The sequence below is a fragment of the Streptomyces sp. NPDC096013 genome (assembly GCF_044763565.1).
Lineage (GTDB): Bacteria > Actinomycetota > Actinomycetes > Streptomycetales > Streptomycetaceae > Streptomyces.
Genome location: NZ_JBIWGK010000005.1, coordinates 423,764 through 440,335, shown reverse-complemented (window position 1 = coordinate 440,335; position 16,572 = coordinate 423,764). Strand labels below are relative to the sequence as shown.

Below are 16,572 nucleotides of genomic sequence, written 5' to 3'. Positions count from 1 at the left end.
CTGTTCTCCGGCTCGGCGTCCGCCTTGGAAGGTCGCCTGTTCCCCGGTTCGGCGTTCGCCTTGGCGGGCTGCCGGGTCTTCGGCTCGGTGCCTGCCTTCGCGGGCCGCCTGCTCTCCGGTCCCGCGTCCGCCCTTGCGGGCCGCCCGGTCTCCGGTCCGGCGTCCGCCTTGGCAGGCTGCCGGGTCTCCGGCTCAGCGCCTGCCTTCGCGGGTCGCCCGGTCTCCGGCTCGGCGTCCGCCTTCGTGGGTTGCCCGGTCTCCGGTCCGGCGTCCGCCCTAGTGGGCCGCGCGCTCTCCGGTCCGGCGTCCGTCTTCGCAGGCCGCCCGGTCCCCGGCTGGGTGTTTGGCGATTCGGTGTCGTCCCCCTCCTCCCACAGCCGTTCCCACTCCCGCTGTGCCGCCGCCGGCTGGTCGGCCTCCGTCGGGTTGTTGTCGGTCTCGCGCGGGGCCATGCCGTTCCTCCATCGCCTGGGGTGGTTCAAGTGCCGTGGTGCCGAAGGGGGTTGTCACGTGGGGGTGGCGCGGCCCGCACCGTGGGGGAAGGTGAGTGCGGGCCGCGCCAGTCTGCGGGGGTCAGTACGGGCGGTGGGTCATCCGGCGGCGCCACCACGCGACGCCCGCGCCGATCAGCAGGACACCGGCGACACCCGAGGCCGCCGACGCGACCATCAGCATCATGTTGTCGCTGCCGGAGGACGCCCCGGCCGGCTGGAGCGCGTCGCCCAGCTGGTTCTTGACGTCGGTGCCGCCGGCCGTGCCCTTGGCGAGCGGGCCGCGCGACCCCGAGGTGGGCTCGGCGACGTACGGGAAGTACTTCTCGAAGCCCTTGTCGTTCTTGTCGACCGCGTCGCCCAAGTCGTTCTTGGAACCGACGAGTTCACCCTCCATGACCTGGAGCGCGGAGTCGATCACGTCGTCGCTGAGCCGACGGCCGTTCGGGAAGCCCGCGTTGTCGCCGTCGAGCACGCCGAGGCGCTTGGGGTGCGCGGTCGGCGGGATCGACGTGTTGAGGCGCAGCATCTCCGACGGCTTCGCGTACGGCTGCTCGATGTTGAGGCCCTTGACGCCGGTGAGGAACACGCTGACGAGGTCGTTGCGCGGCTCGCTCGGCGCCTTGATCTTGTAGATCGACTCGATGAGCTTCGGGATCTCGGGCTCGGTCACGTTCTTCAGGAACTGCGCGTCGTCCTTGGGCTGGGACGCGTTGAACTTGTCCTTGTCCTTCTGCGGGTTGACGACCTCGTTGACCAGCGGGTTGCCCAGGCGCGAGACCTGCGTGTAGTAGCCCCGCGCGTTCTTGCGCTGGGTCGTGGAGTAAATACCCACGGTCGGGCGGGACTTGGACTGCCGGATCAGGTCGTTGGGCACCTGGAGGGCGATCGTGTTGACGTTGTAGCCCTTGAGGGTGTCGTTGCCGACCTCGCTCAGGTTGCCGCCGTAGAGCAGGTCGAAGACGCGCAGGTCGGCGAAGAACGGGTCGTCGGCTTGTCCGGCGAAGGTCGCGCCGCCGTTGGTCGTCTTGTAGATCGCCTGCGAGCGCAGCTTGGCGTAGTCCGGCATCGACGCGTCGCCCACGTCGGACGGGGCCGCCGGGACGTTGTCGGCGATCTTCGTCTTGTAGACCGCCCGGCCCTTCTTCAGCTTGATCAGCTCGATGTCGTACGTCTGCGTGATGTTGAGGTCGGGGTCGGTGAGGCTGGTGACCGGGCCCGTGTTGTAGAGGAACGTCTTCTTGTTCTTGACCTGCGTGTTGAAGGTGTAGCGGAAGATGAAGTCGTCCAGCGCGTCACCGTTGTTGTCGATGTGCAGGTCGTACTGGGCGTCGTCCGCGAACTGGTAGAAGTTCGGGCCGCCGGCGGGCTCCTCGAACGGTATCCAGTTCGCCACGATCGTCGTCGTGTCCGGCTTGTCCGGGCTGACGAACGCGTACAGGTCCGTGTTGTCGTACTGCGGGGTGCCCGAGATGAGGGGGGCCTCCCGGTGGGAGGAGGCCGCGGCCACTCCCGGTTCCAGCGCGGCCGTACCGGCGGCTGCGAGCCCCCCGGCGGCCAGCGCGCCACATACGAGGGCCGCGAGCTTCCTGCGTCCCGCACCGCTCCTGGAGATAGGTGTCATGCCGTCCGTCCTCAGTGCCAACTTGCCTGACGCCCGGAGATTCGGAGCACGTGCCGGGGCGGATTGGTCAAACCCGAAAAGTTTTTTCTGGCGCCCTCCAATCCGTCCCCTGACCCGCGTTTTGGGCGCGCTGATCCGTAACCCATCCGTAGAGGCGCTCGCTGCGAATGCCTCATGTGACGGGATGTGATGAGGGGATGGGCCGCGTGCGGTCGAAGAGTGGGGGACGGGTGGCGGCTGACGAGCTCCTGGTGCAGGTTGCGGCAGGGGATCAGCGGGCCTTCGAAGAGCTGTACGGACTGGTGTCCGGGCCGGTGTTCGGTCTTGTGCGCCGGGTGGTGCGCGACCCGGCGCAGTCCGAGGAGGTGGCACAGGAGGTGCTGCTGGAGATGTGGCGGTCCGCCGCCCGCTTCGACCCCGGCCGAGGCAGCGCCCTGTCCTGGGTCCTCACCCTCGCCCACCGCAGGGCCGTCGACCGGGTGCGCAGCGCCCGCGCGGCCGTCGACCGCGAGCAGCGCGAGGCCCGCCGCTCCCACCACCCCGCCTTCGACCAGGTGACCGAGGAGGTCGAGGCGGGCCTGGAACGGCAGTTGGTGCGCCGCTGCCTGGACCGGCTCACGGCCCTCCAGCGCCAGTCCGTCACTCTCGCCTATTACGACGGCTATACGTACCGTGAAGTGGCCGAGCGGCTCTCGCTGCCGCTGGGTACGGTCAAGACCCGCATGCGTGACGGACTCACCCGGCTGCGCGACTGCCTGGGAGGTGCCGCATGAGTGTCCTCGCCCGACTGTTCGGCCGGGGGGATGTCCACTCGCTCGCGGCCCCCTACGCCCTGGACGCCCTCGAAGCCGGTGAGCGACGCCAGTTCGAGAAACATCTCAGGGGCTGCGACCGCTGCGCCGAGGAGGTCAGCGCGCTGACCGAGGACGCGGTCCGGCTGGCCTGGTCCACGGCCGCGCAGCCGCCGCCGGCCATGCGCGACCGGGTGCTGGCCGCCGTACGGCAGACTCCGCAGGAACCCGGGCCGCTGCGCGAACACGTGCGCGAACCGCGGGCGCGGGAGTACACGCCCCGGCTGCCGGCGCATGTGTGGGGTACGGAGCCGCAGGCCTCGCGCGCCCGCGCACCCCAACGGCGGCCGTTCTTCGTGCCGTTCGCCACCGCGACGGCCGCCGCCGCGCTCGTCGTGGCCTCGCTGTTCGCCGTCCAGGCCAACCAGACCCAGGACAAACTGACCGCCGAGCAGGCGCAGGCACGTGAGATCGCCCACGTTCTCGCAGCTCCCGACGCCCGCGCGACCACCGGCGCGGACACCGCGGGCCGGAGCCTCGGCGTGATCGCCTCCGCGTCGGAGGGGCGCGCGGTCGTCACCCTGAGCGGATACGGCGCGTTGCCGAGCGGGCGCGTGCACCAGCTGTGGCTGATGCGCCCCGATGTGCAACCGCGCTCCCTCGGGCTCTTCAAGGACGACACGCCCTTGGTGGCCACCGGACTCGACAAGTCTGCAACATCACTCGCAGTGACCGTCGAGCCCGACGGAGGCTCAGCGCAGCCCACAACTCAGCCAGTTGTCCAACTCGCCCTGAAATCGGTCGGATTCGGAGAGTAATCACGGAGGGGTCGTCAACACCCTTACGGGGAAGGTGAATCCTGTGACCGCGATACACGAGTGCCCGGTTGGGGCGATAGGGTTACCCTGCCCGGGCCGGGTGGACTCGTACGGGTGGGGAGTGACATGGAACAGATAGTGCGCAGCAGGGCAAGGGTCCCTGCGATCACGTGCGGGAGCAGCGCGACGAGTTCGCGCCTCGACCGCCATCTCTCGGTGCTGGGCGGCCCCGTCGTCCCGCAACGGGAAACGGCGGAGGCGACCTCACTGATGCGCGAACTGACATCGCGTGACACCACGCAGGAACGCAGTGCGACAGGTACGCGAGTGAGCCGCGTCAAGCTCTTCGCGCCTCTGCGCAGGCTGCGCCGTTCGCTCTTCGGCGGGCGCTGAGCAAGTCCTCGGCGCCCCCGGGGAGTTCCCGGGGGCCCGCGCTCAGGCCACCACACCGTCCCGGCGCAGTGCTGCGATCTCCACGCCCGCCATCCCCACGGCACGCAGCAGCGCCTCGGTGTGCTCCCCGAGGGCGGGCACGTCACCCATCCGTGCCTCGCCTCCGCCCGGCAAGGTGATCGGCGGCAGCAGCGCCCGCAACGGCCCGACCGGCGAACCCACTTCCCGCCACCGCTCCCGGGCCGCCAACTGCGGGTGCTCCGCCAGCTGTTGTACGTCCCTGAGGCGCGCGCAGGCCACGCCCGCGCGCTCCAGCAGCTCCACGGCCTCGTCGGCATCGAGCCCACCCAGCGCCTCGCCGACGAGGGCGTCGGTGCGTTTCCGGTTCGCGACCCGCGCGGAGTTGGTGGCGAAGTCGGGGTCGGTCCCCAACTCCGGTCGCCGGATGACCTGTTCGGCCAGGCGCCGCCACTCCCGGTCGTTCTGCACCGACAGCAGCACCTTGCCGCCGTCCGCCGTGGGATAGGCGTCGTAGGGCGCGATGACGGCGTGCGCAAGTCCCGTGCGCGCCGGGGAAGTTCCCCCGTGCATCGCGTGATGCAGAGGATGCCCCATCCACTCCGCCAGCGCGTCCAGCATCGACACCTCGACGGGCCCGCCGCGCCCGCTCGCACCCCGGCGCACGAGCGCCGCGAGCACTCCGGAGAAGGCGTACATGGCCGCCGCGATGTCGGCGGCCGGAATCCCGGCCTTCACCGGCTGCCCCGGCGTCCCGGTCACCGACACCAGTCCCGCCTCGCACTGCACGAGCATGTCGTAGGCCCGTTTGCCGGCGTACGGACCGCTCGGCCCGTACCCGGAGATGTCCACGGCGACCAGCCGGGGATGCGCCGCACACAGGGTGGCCGCGTCGAGCCCGAGCCGGGCGGCGGCCCCGTGCGCGAGATTCTGCACGAACACGTCCGCACCGGCGATGAGTTGACGTACGACATCGACCCCGCGTGAATCCTTCAAATCGAGCGCGATCGACTCCTTGCCCCGGTTGCACCACACGAAGTGCGAGGCCATCCCGCCCGCCGCGCTGTCGTACCCCCGCGCGAAATCACCTCCGTCGATCCGCTCCACCTTGATCACCCGGGCGCCGAGGTCGGCGAGTTGACGGGTGGCGAAGGGGGCGGCCACGGCTTGTTCCACGGCTACGACGGTGATGCCGTCCAGGGGGAGGGGCTGGGACTCCATGCAGGGGATCGCCTTGTTCTCTAGAGCAGCGCGTACTGGCCCTCGGGGCCTTCTTCGTGGTGGTCGAGGACCGATGCCGGGTGCCGGGTCCACTCCGGTGCCGGGAGGACGCCCGCCCTGCGCAGCTCCGCCGCCGTGATCCGGTCGGTCACCTCCAACTCCTCCTGTTGTGGACGGAGTTCCGCCAGCAGTGCCAGCACTGTGATCAGTTCGAGGAGTTCCGACGTCCACGTCTGCTGCCAGGTCGGTGGGCGGATGGCCGTCAGGGTGCCGGGTTCCGCCTCTGCCGTGCGGGACGCGAACCACTGTTCCAGTACGCGTACTCCGCTCACCTCGAAGTCCCAGGACTCGGGCGGTACCGGGGAGATGCGTCCCTCGTCGAGGTGGAGGGTCTCCTCGTCGCGGTCGTAGTGGAGGGTGAGGGGGAGGGTCGGCAGCGGGGCGCGGACGTAGGGACGTCGGCCGCCGGGGAGTTTGGGGCGGTCGCCGTCGCGGCGCATCAGCCGGAGGACACGGTGGCCCAACTCGACGCCCCGTGACCAGAGTTCCGGGTCACGGGTGAGAGGGACCGTGGGGCCGGGGCGGGCCGTCGTCACCGACCAGGCGAGGACGTCCGCCGGGGTGGGGGAGTGGCCGAGGTGGGTGGCCAGGTGGTCCGACAGGCCCGGCGCCAGGTTGGGTTCCTCGGCTCCGGGGCGGCGGTAGAGGGGGCGGACGCGGCCGGGGCGGAGCAGGGGGAGGGCCGAGGACGCGAGCAGGAACGGGCCGGAGGCGCCGGGGGCGACCGGTGTCTCGACCACGAAGATCTGCTGCTCGTCCGCCACCCGCCACAGCTCCGGCCGTGCCATGTCGATGAGGCGGTGGTCCGGGATCAGCCACTGCTCGTCGAACGGGGCGTGCAGGACGCGGACCGGTTGCGGGGCGGGGCCCGTGGCGCGGATCAGCTTCTCCGTGCCGCTGGACTGGCCCGGCAGCTGGGACACCGCCGAGTGCAGGGTGCGTGAGCGCGTCGGCTCGAACAGCGTTTCCCGGTCGGGGACTTCGGCCTTCAGCAGGGCGTCCCAGCGGGCTTTCAGGGTTGCCGCGTCGGGTGCCGTCGGCCACCCCCGGCCGAGCCGGATCGGTGCGACGGACCACGGCATCAGGTCCGCGAGCAGCGGAGCGTCGTCGTGCGTCACGCTGGGCATCGTACGACCTGCCTACGGCGGCAGGAGTGGGCGTAGTGCCCCACAGGGGCGGGAGGGGGTATCAAGGTGCGGCTCCGCCGCGTGGGCGCGACCGGCCCCGACGGACCCGATACGGAGGGCCGGCCAACCGGCGGAGCGTTCACGCGTCGAGGGTGACCGAGAAGGAGAAACGGTCGCCCCGGTAATGGATGACTGCCACGTCCAGGACCCTGCCCTGTGCGTCGTAGGTGATGCCCGTGTAGTGCAGGATCGGGCTGAGGAGCGGGACCTGGAGGAGGCGGGCGGTCTCCGGGTCGGCGAGGCGGGCCTCCACCGTGTCCGTGATGCGGCTGATGTCCGCGCCGACGACGTCCCGCAGCACCTTGGTCATCGGCCAGCGGATGAGGTCGTCGAGGTCGAGGCGGGCGGCGAGTTCGGGGCGGATGTGGTTGCGGGCGTGGTTCGTCGGCTCGCCGGTCTTCTCGTCGCTGCGGAGGCGGTGGTACGTCGCCACCTCGGGCAGGTCCGGGAAGTGCTCGGCGAGTTCGGGCGGCACCGGCGCCCTGCCGTGGTCCAGGAGTTCCGTGGTCATGCCGGACTGCTGGGCGACGATCGCGTCCACCGAGCCCAACAGCCGTACCGGCGTGGCCCGCTGGACGTCCGGCTCGATGAACGTGCCCCGGCGGCGGTGCCTGGTGATCAGCCCCTCGTCCTCAAGCTCCTTCAGCGCCTGCCGCATGGTGAGCACGCTGACGCCGTAGTGCACCGCGAGCTGTTCCTCCGTGGGCAGCCGCAGCGGGTCCCGGGGCGAGCGGCCGAGTATCGAGGCGCGCAGGGACTGCGACACCTGGTACCAGAGCGGCAGCTTGCGGTTCAGGACGATCGAGTCCGGGGCGAAGGAGGTCACGGGGCCATCCGTACCGGTCGGGGATCGTCAGGGCAAGGGGCGGAAGTGCCGTTGCAGGCCCTGCCACACACCGTCGTAGTCCTGCTGGAGGTGTTCGGCCCGGGCCGCCTGCGCGGTCGCCGTCACCGGCCACCGGGTCTCGAACATGAACGCCAGCCCGTCGTCGATCTTCTGCGGACGCAGTTCCGCCGCGCTCGCGCGGTCGAAGGTCTCCCGGTCCGGCCCGTGCGCCGACATCATGTTGTGCAGCGAGCCGCCGCCCGGCACGAACCCCTCCGCCTTCGCGTCGTAGGCGCCCTCGATCAGGCCCATGTACTCGCTCATCACGTTCCGGTGGAAGTACGGCGGCCGGAACGTGTCCTCGCCCACCAGCCAGCGCGGCGCGAAGACCACGAAGTCCACACCGGCCAGGCCCGGGGTGTCCGACGGGGACGTCAGCACGGTGAAGATCGACGGGTCGGGGTGGTCGTAGGAGATGGAGCCGAGCACATTGAACCGGCGCAGGTCATAGGCGTACGGCACATGGTTGCCGTGCCAGGCGACCACGTCGAGGGGGGAGTGGTCGTAGGTCGCGGTCCAGAGGTTGCCGCAGAACTTGTTCACCACCTCGACCGGTCCCTCGACGTCCTCGTACGCGGCGACCGGGGCGCGGAAGTCCCGTGCGTTGGCGAGGCCGTTGGCGCCGATCGGGCCGAGGTCGGGGAGCTGGAAGGGCGCCCCATAGTTCTCGCACACATATCCGCGGGCTGAAGCATCCAGCAGCTCCACACGGAAGCGCACCCCACGAGGGATCAACGCCACATGTCCCGGCTCCACATGGAGGAGCCCGAACTCCGTGCGCAGCAGCAGCCCGCCGCGCTCCGGGACGATCAGCAGCTCGCCGTCCGCGTCGCTGAAGACCCGGTCCATCGAGGAGTCGGCGTGGTAGAGGTGCACGGCCATGCCGGTGCGCTGGGTCGCGTCGCCGTTGCCGCCCAGGGTCCACAGGCCGGCCAGGAAGTCGGTGCCGGGCGCGGGGGCGGGGAGCGGGTTCCAGCGCAGGCGGTTCGGGTCGGGGACCGACTCCGTGAAGGGCGCCGTACGGATCCGGCCGTTGTCGGCGCGGGTGAACGCGGGGTGCGCGGCCGAGGGGCGGATGCGGTACAGCCACGAGCGCCGGTTGTGCGCCCTCGGCTCGGTGAACGCCGTACCGCTGAGCTGCTCGGCGTAGAGACCCAGCGGTGCGCGCTGCGGCGCGTTGCGGCCCTCCGGCAGGGCGCCCGGCACGGCCTCCGAGCTGTGTTCGTTGCCGAAACCGGTGAGGTGGGTCAGTCCCTCGGCCGTCTTGCGCGCGTCCCCGCTCATGCCTGCTCCCTAGCCAGCTGGTTCCTATGCAACACCGTAGGATTGCGGTTTCGCGGACGCAAGGGGAAGGGGAGTGAGCGGCCGAAAATCCGACTCACGGAGACCAAGAACCCACCTCTGGGGGGATCCGGCTGTCGGACCGGTGTTCTACTCTCCCCCGCATGTCGTGGTCGCGCGCACTCCTCACCGCGCTCGCGGTCTGTGCCCTGCTGCTGGCCGGATCGGCGGGCTGCGTCTCCGGTGACGCCCACAAAGGGAAGGGTGGCGGGGCGTCCCCGTCGCCGGTGGGAAAGGTCCTGGAGAACACGGACGAGCAGGGCCGGCACTACCGCGAGGTCGGCGGGAGCGACGCCCCCGAGGTCGGGATCGAGGTGGCGCCCGACGCCGCCGACAACAGCTGGGACGTCCGGCTGACCGTCCACGACTTCCGTTTCTCCCCGGCCGGCGTGCGGCCACGGGCCGTCGCCGGGCGCGGCACCGTCCGCCTCCTCGTGGACGGCCGCACCGTCGCGCGCCTCCGCGTCCCCGAGTACCACCTGGCCGCCGGCCTCGTCCCGCACGGCACCCACCACGTCACCGCGCGCCTCTACGCCGACGACGGCACGGTATGGGCCGTCCACGGCAAACCGGTGCAGAGCACGGCCGACATCACGGCATCGGCGGACCAGGCCACCCCCGACGGCAGCAAGGTCCCCCACCCCACACCGGCGCAGGGGGAGAAATGAGTGCAAGGGACAGCCAGTTCCGTACTCAGGTTCGCGCTTCTCCTGATCACGGCGGAAAGGCATCATGAAGCCCGTGCCCGACACGACATCGCTCCGGCGTGCGCCCGTGCAGCGGCGCAGCGCCGAACGGCTGACCAGGATTCTCGACGCCTGCGCCGACCTCCTCGACGAGGTCGGCTACGACGCGCTGAGCACCCGGGCCGTCGCCCTGCGCGCCGGTGTCCCCATCGGCTCGGTCTACCGCTTCTTCGGGAACAAGCGCGCGATGGCCGACGCCCTGGCCCAGCGGAACCTGGAGCGGTACACGGAGCGGGTCACCGAGCGCCTCGAGGAGACCGGCGCGGAGGGCTGGCGGGCCGCGGTGGACGCCGTCCTGGACGAGTACCTCGCGATGAAGCGCACGGCGCCCGGCTTCTCCCTCGTCGACTTCGGCAACCAGATCCCCATCGGCTCGGGCCACGCCGAACCCAACCGCCGCGTCGCCGACCGCCTCACCGACCTCCTCTCCGGCTACCTCGCCCGCGACCCGGACGACGACCTCCGCCGCACCTTCCTGATCGCCGTGGAAACCGCCGACGCCCTCGTCCACCTCGCGTTCCGGGTCGCACCGGAGGGCGACGAGAAGGTCATCGGGGAGACGCGGGAGCTGTTGCGGGCTTATCTGGCGCGGGTGTTGGACTGAGCGGGGCTCGCGCGCACTCTCGTTGCTAAGGTGATCGCATCCTTGGGTCGGGCATGGGGGGACGCTGTGGCTCGAGTGGTCTGCGTTCACGGGATTGGACAACAGCACACCGGGGAGCGGGAGTTGCACGGCTCCTGGCATCCTGCGCTGAGTGACGGACTGATCCGCGCCGAAGCGCGGTTCGCGCTGGACGCCTCCGACGTCCAATGCGTCTTCTACGGCGACCTGTTCCGCCCGCCCGGCCGCACCCTCACCTTCAACGATCCGCCCCTGGACGCCTCCGATGTGGCAGACGGCTTCGAGACGGAGCTGCTCCTGGCCTGGTGGCATGAGGCGGCCCGCACGGACGAGACGGTACTCGCACCCGACGCCCGCACCCTGGCCCGGACTCCGCACGCGGTGCAGCGCGCCCTCAACTCCCTCAGCCGCTCACGCTTCTTCGCGGGGATCGCCCTGCGCGGCCTCGTCCTCGACCTCCGGCAGGTCCGCGCCTACCTGTGCGACCCGGACCTGCGCGCCGCCGTCCAGCAGCGGGTCGCCGACGTCGTGACCGACCGGACGCGGATCGTCGTCGGCCACTCCCTCGGCAGCGTAGTGGCCTACGAAGCGCTGTGCGCCCACCTCGAGTGGCCGGTGCGCGCCCTGCTCACCCTTGGCTCCCCGCTCGGCATCCGCAACCTCGTCTTCGACCGGCTGCACACAGGAGGTGGCGACAAGTCAGGTAACTGGCCGGGCGCCGTCGAGCAGTGGACGAACCTCGCCGACGAGGGCGATGTCGTAGCGCTTGTGAAGGACCTGCGACCGCTCTTCGGCGAACGGGTCCGTTGTCAGATGGTGCACAACGGAGCAAGGGCCCACGACGCCACGCGCTACCTGAACACGGCGGAGGCGGGCCGGGCGGTGGCGGATGCGTGCGAAGCCGGCTGAGCCGGCGGACCCCGGAGAGCGTGCCGCCCGCCGGTTCCTGATCACCGCCGCCGTCACCGACGTACGCGCCCACCCCGAGGCGGAACGAGCGGAACTCGCCGACGACGTACGGCGGATGGACGACCTCTTCCTCAATGAACTCGGCTACCGCAGAGGCGTCGCCTGCGGCCTCAACCCGACAGGCGCGGAGCTGAAGGACTCCCTGCGCGCCTTCGCCACCGACCCGGCCCGCCGCCCCGACGACTACGTCGTCCTCTACCTCGCCGCGCACGGAGTCACCGACGAGGGGAGCGGACGCCACTACCTGCTCCTGCACGACAGCGACGCTCGCGACCTGTACGGCACCGCGCTGCCCACCGAGGACCTCGTCGCCCGGCTCTGGGACGGCACCGCCATCGAGCGGCTGCTCGTCCTGATCGACGCCTGCTACGCCGAGGAGGGCGCCGACCGCGCGCTGCGCGCCGCCCTGGAGGCCCGTCGGTTCCGGGACCAGGTCACCGACCACGGATCCACCGGACTGGTTGTCGTCTCCTCCTCCCGCCGCAAGGAGGAGTCGTACACCGGCGCACTGTCGTCGGCCTTCGACCGTGCCGTGCGCGGCCGGGCCACCGTGGGACACGCACCCGCGCACATCAGCCTCGCCGAGGTCATGTCCGCGATCCAGAGCGACCCCCAAGTCCCGCCCGCGCAGCGCCCCTTGTGGTCCATCACCCACGCCACCGGAGACATCCCCGCTTTCCTCCCCAATCACCGCCACCTGCCCGACTCCGCCGGCCTGCGCCTGGAGGAGATCGACCGGATCGTCGCCCTCGGGGCGCGCGAACGCGACGCGCGCGAACAGGACATGCGCGGCTTCTTCCTGCCCCGCGCGCGCGGCACCGACATACCCACCGAGGCGGTCTGGGACTTCACCGGCCGGCACGTGGCCCTCGGTGACCTCACCACCTGGCTCGACCCGCGCCGCATCGACGAGCGCCTGTGCGTGGTCACCGGCGATCCCGGGTCCGGCAAGTCCTCGCTGCTCGGCATGGTCGCCGTCCTCACAGACGGAGAACGCGCCGCCGCTGTCCCGCGCACCGGACTCCCGTCCGTCCTGCCCCGCCCCGGCGACGTCGACGAACGCATCAACGCGAGCCATCTCTCCACCCGGCAACTCCTCGACGCCCTGGCCGCGGCGACGGGCTGCGCGGCGGAGTCCCTCGGCGCGCTCACCGCCCACCTCCAGACCCGGACGAGACCCCTGGTGGTGCTCGTCGACTCCCTCGACGAGGCCCTCGCCCCGCATGAGAGCGTCGAGGAACTCCTCGCCCCGCTCACCGACCCGGAGCGCCGCCTCCCGCTGCGCCTGCTGATCGGCTGCCGCCCGCACATCGCCGCCCGGCTGCCCGCCGCCGCGCCCCGCATCGACCTCGACTCCGAGCGCTACGGCGACCCGGACGCCATCCGCGCCTACACCCGCAAGCTGCTCTGTACCCCCGGCTCGGTCCTGGTCACCGCTCCGCCGCACCTGGTGGACGCGATCGCCGAGGCCGTCGCCGAAGCCGCGGGCCGCTCCTTCCTGGTGGCCCGTATCACCGCCCGCACCATCGCCCGCGAACCGCGCCCGCCGGACCCGTACGACCAGCGTTGGCGTGAGGAACTCCCGCGGCTGCCCGGCGAGGCGATGGAGCGGGACCTGACCCAGCAGCTCGGCCCGCTGGCCAGTCGGGCCCGCGACCTCCTTCTCCCGCTCGCCTACGCCCAGGGCGCGGGCCTGCCCTGGGCGAGTGTGTGGCCCCGGCTCGCCTCCGCGCTGACGGGCCGGGACTACCGCGACGACGACATCGTGTGGCTGCGCAAGGCGGCCGGCTCGTACGTCGTCGAGGGCATCGATCGCGGCGGCTCCGTGTACCGCGTCTACCACCGGGCGCTGATCGAGTACCTGCGGGAGGGCAGCGACACCGAGACCGTCCAGCGCACCGTGACCGAGGCGCTGAAGGACGTCGAACACCCCTACGTCCGACGCTACTTGGCCCTGCATGCGGCCGAAGGCGCGGTGTTGGACCCGCTGGTGCAGGACGCGGAGTTCGTACTCGGCGCGGAACCGGGCCAGTTGATCGCCGCCCTGCCCCGACTGCGCACGGCGGAGGGACGGCGCGCCGGGCAGGCGGTACGGGACCTCGCGGATGTGCTGCGGAAGCGCGAGGGCGGTGGCGCCGACCCCGAGGCACGGGCCCGGCTGCGGCTCGCGGCCGTGTGCCGGAAGGCCACCGCACTGGCCGACTCCTGCGACACGGCGGAGGGCGAACTACTCTGGCGGGCGCGCTGGGCCGCCTGGAGTCCGCACGAGGGGGCGCGGCGCTACGAGGGCATGTCGAGCGGGCTCACGGACGGACTCGTCGTCCCCGACGACCGCGGCGCCTGGTACCTCGATCTTGCCGCCCGGTTCGGTTCGCGCTGGCAGGACCTGCGCGACGGCGGGACTCGGCAGGCGAGCCAGCGGACGGTGTGGCACTACGGCCACACCCTGACCGCTGTGCCCCAACTGCCCGGCGCTGCCGCCGCGTTGTGGTTCGACGCGCACATCACGCTCGGGGCCGAGCTCGTGGCGCCGCAACATCAGTCGCGCGTGCTCCACTTCTGGCGGGGCACGGAGCTCCGGACCTGGATGCTCCACCCCAAGCCCGACTTCGAACAGCCCAACCTCTGGCACGCCCCCGAACTGGCCGAGCAACTCGTCCTGTTGGCCGGAGCGGACGGTGAGCCGCTCGGCGCCGTACTGCTCCTCCCACGCGGTCGGATCCTCGTCCACCGGCTCGGCTCCGCGCGGCGCTACCCGCCCCTCACCCGCCGCCAGCGCCGGTCACTGTGGCGCGGGCAGGCCGAGAGATGGGAGGAGCGTGCCGACCTGCTCGCGTCCGAGCTCGACCTGACCCTGACCCCGGAGGACACCGGCACCCGTGTCACCTCGTGCGCGGCTCCCGCAGGACTGGACGAGATGCGGGTCCTGTTCGGCCACGTGGACGGACGTGTCACCCAATTCGCCCCTGGCACCGGGGAGTTCGAGGCGGAGACGGCCACCGGTCATGACGGCTCCGTCACCCACGTCGACCTGGTGGCCGACCATCCGCACGGCAGGCTCGTCGTCACCGCCGGCACGGACCGCACCGTCCGGCTGTCCTCCCTGGCCCGGGGCAGGCCCGTTCGCACCCTTCTGGCGGCCGACTCCGCCGTCGTCGCCCTCGGCGTGCGCCGGGTCGGACGGCAGTGGATCGTCGCCGTGGCGACCGTCGGCGGACAACTGCACCGTGTGGACCTCGACAGCGGCCGCCCGGTCGGCCTGCCGCTGCGCATCGAGCGAGGCAGCTCCCTGCGCCTGGAGGTGTTCTCCCTCGGGCCGACGGCCTGTGTCTCCGTGCAGGGCTACGCGCACGGACTCCAGGTGTACGACCTGGTGACCGGTGACCGGGTCGGCGGCCAGGTCTTCGACCACGCCGCCTCCACAGTCTGCGCGGTGGACGGTACGGTCTGCGTGGGCGGCTCGGACGGGAACATCCGGTTCTGGCCCACCCCTGACGCGGCCGACTCCGTGCACGTCACCGCACACCAGCGACGCGTCCTCGCCCTGGGGGAGATCCGCGGCCCCTCGGGCCGCCCCGCCGTCGTCAGCGTCGGCGAGGACCATGCGATCCGCTGCTGGGACCTGGCCCGCCCGCACGAACTGTGGCGCCGCCCGGCACCCGACCGGAGTCCCTGGCAGGTGCCGCTGATCGCCTGCGCCACGACCGGCCGCACCTCCGACGGCCGCGACTACGTCGTCACCGGCGAGCACGGCGGACGCGTCACTGTCCTCGTCCTGCGGGACGGGCTGCCGGTCGCGGAACAGGAGTTCACCGTCCCCGACATCGTCACCACGCTGGCCACGGGACGCGTCCGCGACCGGGACGTCCTCGTCGTCGGCACCGACTCCGGCCGTATCGCCTGCTGGGACGTGGGCGCGGCCCGCATGTTCGGCTACGGCCCGCTCCCCGCCACCCCGGTGTGGACCGCCGCCCTCGCCCTGGCCCCCGACGGCTCCGGACGCCTGGCCGTCGGTGGCACCGACGGCACGGTGCGCGAGTGGTCGCTGCCCACCTGTCGCCCCTTGACCCCGGTCCGCCGCGCGCACCAGGGCCCCGTGAGCGCGCTGGCCTACACCGAGACCGGCCTCGTCGGCTATGGCGCCGACACCCGGCTCGTCTCCTACGGCGACGGGTGGGAGCGCCGGATGCCGCAGCCCGGCGGCTCGCTGCACGCCACCGGCGCCGGGCTCCTGTGCGGCGACGACAGCGGCGACGTGTGGCTGGTGCGGGACACGCCGGACGGTCGGAAGGTCACGGAAGCGGTCGACCGGGTGCGGTCGGTGACCGCCGTCGCGGCCGTACCCCTCGCCGACGGACTCGCCGTGGCGGCCGCAGGGAGCGACGGCTCCCTCCGGGCGTGGGACGGCGCGCGGGGCACACCGTTGCGCCGCCTGAACCCGGTCGGCCAGGGTGACGCGGCCCAACTGGCCGCCGTGGCATGGCGTTCACCCGGCCGCGACGTACGGCCCGTGCTGTTCGCGCGCGGCGAGAACGGTCTCCTTCAGTACTGGGACTTCGGCACCGGCGACCCGGTCCGCTCGACAGGCCTGCCGCTGTTCACCCCCGCACCCCACCACCATGACGCCGTGCGTCTGGCCGTACTGCCCGACGGGGCGGGAGCGCAGTCCCTGCTGTCGCTCGCCCTCTGGGACGAGGGGGAGTTCGACGCATCCGGCGGCTCCACGCGCGGGCGGCTCTCCGTCCACGACGTCGCTGCGGGGCCGCTCCTCGACCTGCCCTGTTCCGCGCCGGGCGACGACCGCACGGCGTTCGTGGACGCCCGCGCGGTCCGCTGCGCGGGCAGGGTGCTGGTCCTCCTGCCGTTCCTGGACGACGTGCTCCGCGTCCTCGACACCACGACCGCCCGTTGGGCCGCGCTGTGGTTGCCCGACGACGACCTCGTGGACGCCTTCGCCCTGCACGCGCCGGACGGCGACGAACTGCTGCTCATCGGGCGGTACCGCACCCGAATCATCCGCTGGGAGACCCTTCGCCCCCTCTTCCTGGCGGAGGGCCATCCTGCCCGGCACCGTGCGCCGTCGCGCCGCCGCCTCCCGCACCGCCGGGCCGCCCGCGAACCGGACACCGTCCACCAGCACGAGGGGCAGGTGTTCGCCGATCACGCCGCCCTGCTTCCAGGAGGGGACACCTACGCCGTGGCGGGAAACACCGATCTCCTCGTCGTGGGCACCCGCACCGGCGAGGTCCGCCACGCGGTCGAACTGCCCTCCCCGTGCACCGCCCTCACGGCTGGCCCCCGAGGTGAACTGGTCGTCGGCACCCGCAACGGCCTGATCCTCTTCGACTGACGAGGGCCGCGCCCGGAGGCACACCCCGCAGCGGATTCGCAGCCTCGCGCCCCGC

12 protein-coding genes are annotated in these 16,572 nt (G+C 71.9%); 7 read left to right on the top strand and 5 right to left on the bottom strand.

Annotated elements, in window-relative coordinates; all coding sequences use genetic code 11:
• Positions 1-573: 573 nt before the first annotated feature.
• The gene (locus ACIRB1_RS20065; RefSeq protein WP_403466412.1) at positions 574-2,115 is read right to left on the bottom strand and encodes a DUF4331 domain-containing protein; all 1,542 of its coding nucleotides are present in this window, start codon (positions 2,113-2,115) and stop codon (positions 574-576) included.
• 230 nt (positions 2,116-2,345) lie between these two features.
• On the opposite strand from ACIRB1_RS20065, the gene ACIRB1_RS20060 reads away from it, so the two are divergent.
• From ACIRB1_RS20060 to ACIRB1_RS20050, 3 genes are all read left to right on the top strand, one after another.
• The gene (locus ACIRB1_RS20060; RefSeq protein ID WP_352180194.1) at positions 2,346-2,888 is read left to right on the top strand and encodes a sigma-70 family RNA polymerase sigma factor; all 543 of its coding nucleotides are present in this window, start codon (positions 2,346-2,348) and stop codon (positions 2,886-2,888) included.
• On the top strand, positions 2,885-3,724 hold the full coding sequence (locus ACIRB1_RS20055) for an anti-sigma factor domain-containing protein (protein WP_403466411.1): 840 nt from the start codon (positions 2,885-2,887) through the stop codon (positions 3,722-3,724). The genes ACIRB1_RS20060 and ACIRB1_RS20055 overlap by 4 nt, the downstream gene beginning before the upstream one ends.
• A gap of 126 nt (positions 3,725-3,850) precedes the next feature.
• Entirely contained in the window at positions 3,851-4,117 is a 267-nt protein-coding gene (locus ACIRB1_RS20050; RefSeq protein ID WP_033286328.1) for a hypothetical protein, read from the top strand.
• 42 nt (positions 4,118-4,159) lie between these two features.
• On the opposite strand, the gene ACIRB1_RS20045 is transcribed toward ACIRB1_RS20050, so the two are convergent.
• From ACIRB1_RS20045 to hmgA, 4 genes are all read right to left on the bottom strand, one after another.
• A complete protein-coding gene (locus ACIRB1_RS20045) occupies positions 4,160-5,356 on the bottom strand; it encodes a CaiB/BaiF CoA transferase family protein (protein ID WP_403466410.1) in 1,197 nt (398 codons plus the stop codon).
• Between the two features lie 20 nt (positions 5,357-5,376).
• On the bottom strand, positions 5,377-6,543 hold the full coding sequence (locus ACIRB1_RS20040) for a type ISP restriction/modification enzyme (protein ID WP_403466409.1): 1,167 nt from the start codon (positions 6,541-6,543) through the stop codon (positions 5,377-5,379).
• A 139-nt stretch (positions 6,544-6,682) separates the two neighbouring features.
• Positions 6,683-7,429: a GntR family transcriptional regulator gene (locus ACIRB1_RS20035; protein WP_352180198.1), complete on the bottom strand. Its 747-nt coding sequence runs from the start codon at positions 7,427-7,429 to the stop codon at positions 6,683-6,685.
• Between the two features lie 27 nt (positions 7,430-7,456).
• The gene (hmgA, locus tag ACIRB1_RS20030; RefSeq protein ID WP_403466408.1) at positions 7,457-8,773 is read right to left on the bottom strand and encodes a homogentisate 1,2-dioxygenase; all 1,317 of its coding nucleotides are present in this window, start codon (positions 8,771-8,773) and stop codon (positions 7,457-7,459) included.
• A gap of 161 nt (positions 8,774-8,934) precedes the next feature.
• On the opposite strand from hmgA, the gene ACIRB1_RS20025 reads away from it, so the two are divergent.
• From ACIRB1_RS20025 to ACIRB1_RS20010, 4 genes are all read left to right on the top strand, one after another.
• Positions 8,935-9,498, top strand: a complete 564-nt coding sequence (locus ACIRB1_RS20025) for a hypothetical protein (RefSeq protein WP_352180200.1) — start codon at positions 8,935-8,937, stop codon at positions 9,496-9,498.
• 64 nt (positions 9,499-9,562) lie between these two features.
• Positions 9,563-10,180, top strand: a complete 618-nt coding sequence (locus ACIRB1_RS20020) for a TetR/AcrR family transcriptional regulator (RefSeq protein WP_352180201.1) — start codon at positions 9,563-9,565, stop codon at positions 10,178-10,180.
• 66 nt (positions 10,181-10,246) lie between these two features.
• Positions 10,247-11,107, top strand: coding sequence for a hypothetical protein (locus ACIRB1_RS20015; protein WP_403466407.1), 861 nt, complete (start codon positions 10,247-10,249; stop codon positions 11,105-11,107).
• A complete protein-coding gene (locus ACIRB1_RS20010; protein WP_403466406.1) occupies positions 11,088-16,517 on the top strand; it encodes a caspase family protein in 5,430 nt (1,809 codons plus the stop codon). The genes ACIRB1_RS20015 and ACIRB1_RS20010 overlap by 20 nt, the downstream gene beginning before the upstream one ends.
• Positions 16,518-16,572: the final 55 nt, after the last annotated feature.